The organism is Pseudomonas sp. CF161, assembly GCF_000416215.1.
Taxonomy (GTDB): Bacteria; Pseudomonadota; Gammaproteobacteria; order Pseudomonadales; family Pseudomonadaceae; genus Aquipseudomonas.
Window position 1 is genome coordinate 1 of the sequence record NZ_ATLP01000027.1, and the last position, 2421, is coordinate 2421.

At 67.3% G+C, this 2421-nt stretch carries 3 protein-coding genes; all 3 read right to left on the minus strand.

The window, feature by feature from the left end; all coding sequences use genetic code 11:
• Window positions 1-873, minus strand: an 873-nt coding sequence (locus tag CF161_RS00425) for a dihydroorotate dehydrogenase (protein ID WP_020294552.1), incomplete at its 3' end; no start/stop codon positions are given.
• A gap of 22 nt (window positions 874-895) precedes the next feature.
• Window positions 896-1828 carry a DUF6282 family protein gene (locus CF161_RS00430; RefSeq protein WP_020294553.1) on the minus strand — a complete coding sequence of 311 codons (933 nt, stop codon included), beginning with the start codon at window positions 1826-1828 and terminating at the stop codon, window positions 896-898.
• Window positions 1829-1860: 32 nt separating this feature from the next.
• The coding region (locus CF161_RS00435; RefSeq protein ID WP_020294554.1) for an HpcH/HpaI aldolase/citrate lyase family protein at window positions 1861-2421 on the minus strand (561 nt) is incomplete at its 5' end.

Genomic DNA, 2421 nt, shown 5'->3' on the forward strand with positions numbered 1-2421 from the left:
CACCGCCGAGGTCAGCTCGGTGGCGCATGCGCCGGCCAGCAGAAAACGCGCCACGTCCAGGCCGCTGCGGGCGCCGTTGGTGGCGATCAGCGGGAACTCGGGGCCCAGCCGCTTGCGGGTCAGCATCAGCCAGCGTGCGGTCAGCGGCAGGGCCCAGCTGCCACCGATCGCGGCCGAGGTGCCGAGCAGTGGGCGCTGGCTGTCCAGGTCCGGAATGAAGCCCATGAAGCGCCCCATCATCACCACGCTGTCGGCACCGCCGCGGCGCGCGGCCTCGGCCAGGCCAACCACGTCTTCGCTTTGCCCGGTGAGCTTGATCCACAGCGGCAGGCGCGTGGCCTGGCGGATCCTGGCGACGATCTGCTCGATCCGCGCGCTGCCGCGTTCCAGGACAATCGCGCCTTTGGCGGCTTCTTCACCGTGGGGCGCACCGATGTTCAGTTCCAGGGCGCGCAGGCCGGCCTGTTCGATCTGCACGGCAAACTGCGCGCAGCGTTCCAGGTCGCCGAGGATCAGGCTCGGGATGACATAGGCGTCCTGCTGGCGGGCCTGTTGATCGAGCCCGGCCAGTTCATCCAGCCAGCCGTCGAAGTCTCGCTGGACCAGGCCCGAGCGGCCGAACAGGCTGGCCTCGGGAGGCGGCTGGAAATTCCACGGCAGGCGGTTCCACTGGGCATCGAGCAGGGCGTAGTCGGTCTTGTCCAGTTGCTGCTTGGCGGCAGTCGATTCGTTGGTCGACTTGGCGATCACCGCCCCGGCCCCGGTGGCCAGGGCACGCTTGATCGCCGCCTCATGCATGGTGTGTTCCCCGGCGCCACAGATCACCGGGTTCTTCAGGGTCAGGGCCCCGATGTGCGTCGTCAGACGGCTCATGTTCGCTCCTCGAAAACCCGGCTCAGATGTTCATCAGGCGGGCGGCGTTGAAGGAGGTCATCTTGCGCACATCGTCGTCGCTGTAGCCCAGGTCGAGGACGCTGGCGATCACGCTGCGAAAGCCGTCGACGATCTTCGGGTTGCCCTGCTGGCCGAGGTCCGAGCCGAGGATGGTCAGGTCCACGGTGCCGGCCTCGATCACCTGGGCCAGAAACTCACCGTCGTAGAATTTGAACTTCGACCCGGGCACCCACATGCACATGGAGTGCTCCATGTACACGCCCTCGCTGGCCAGTTGGCGCATGTCGTCCAGGGTCGCGTCGACCACGTAGGTCGGGTGGTTGACCAGCAGGCGCTTGACCCCGCGCTTGCGTGCCTCCTCGAACAGCGGCCAGATCTCGCGGATGTTCAGGTGCCCGGCGGACAGCACCACGTCTTCGGCGGCGATCAGATCGAGGATGCCTTTGACCTCTTCGCGCAGCTTGCCGTCGTCGTCCAGCACCGTGAGCGGGATCGGTTGCAGCATGCGCTGGGTGGTCTGGGGGAATTTGTCGACGAACTTCACGTCCTGGTGATGGTGGGCAATGTGGTTGGCCGAGGAAAAGGTCGGCATCCACACCAGCTTGGCGCCGAGTTTCAGGCCGTGTTCCACGGCGTGGATATTCAGCCCGCCCACCGAGTTGTTCAGGGGCACGCCGGACAGCATCTGCACGTTCAGCTCGCTGAAGTGTTTGTTCAGCAGGTGGGTGACGGGCGTGCAGGAGTAGTAGTGGTCCTTGAGCAGCACGGCCTTGAGGCCGGCGGCGGAGGCTTCTTGCATGGCTTCGATATGGTCGCAGTAGCGGGGCATCACCGAGGGGCCGCTGTGGCAGTGCAGGTCGATGGCGCCGCGTACCAGGCTGTCGATCCGGGCTTCGCGTTCAGGGTTGTCGAGGGGCTTGAGGGTGGCGTTCATGGTCAGGGCACCTGTGGGTAAGGGGGCTGTGTTCAGCGTGCGAATATCGGGCGAAAGGCCTGGGCCTGCGCGGTCCAGCCGGTGCGCAGTAGGGCCTGGTCCGAGCCGAGGATGAAAAAACTCGCGCCGTGGGCGGCGTAGCGCGGGACGTCCTTGAGGTCGGCGACGAACAACCCGGCGGCCTTGCCGGCACGTCGCGCCACCTGCAGGGTGTGCAGGGTCGCCTGTTCCACCTCCGGGTGGTCGAGGTCGAAACGGCGCAGGGACACCGCCAGGTCGGCGCGCCCGACAAACAGGCAGTCCACCCCGTCGACCGCGGCAATCTGCTCCAGCTGCGACAGGGCGCTGGCGTCCTCGATCTGGCAGATCAGCGCGGCGCGGCCGTCGTGAAAGTCCAGGTGCCGGGCCAGGGGCAGGGCGCCGTAGTCACCGGCGCGGGGCGAGTTGGAAAAACCGCGATTGCCGTCCCGATAGCGGGTGGCGGCGACGATTTCCCGGGCCTGGTCGGCCTGGGTAATGTGCGGCAACACCAGCCCGGCGGCGCCCAGGTCCAGGGCCTGGAGCAGGGTCGCCGGGCGGCTGTCGGGCACGCG

Bases quoted from the DNA above. Each gene is read 5' to 3' on its own strand.
- CF161_RS00430 (WP_020294553.1), bottom strand. From the start codon at position 1,828: ATGAACGCCACCCTCAAGCCCCTCGACAACCCTGAACGCGAAGCCCGG.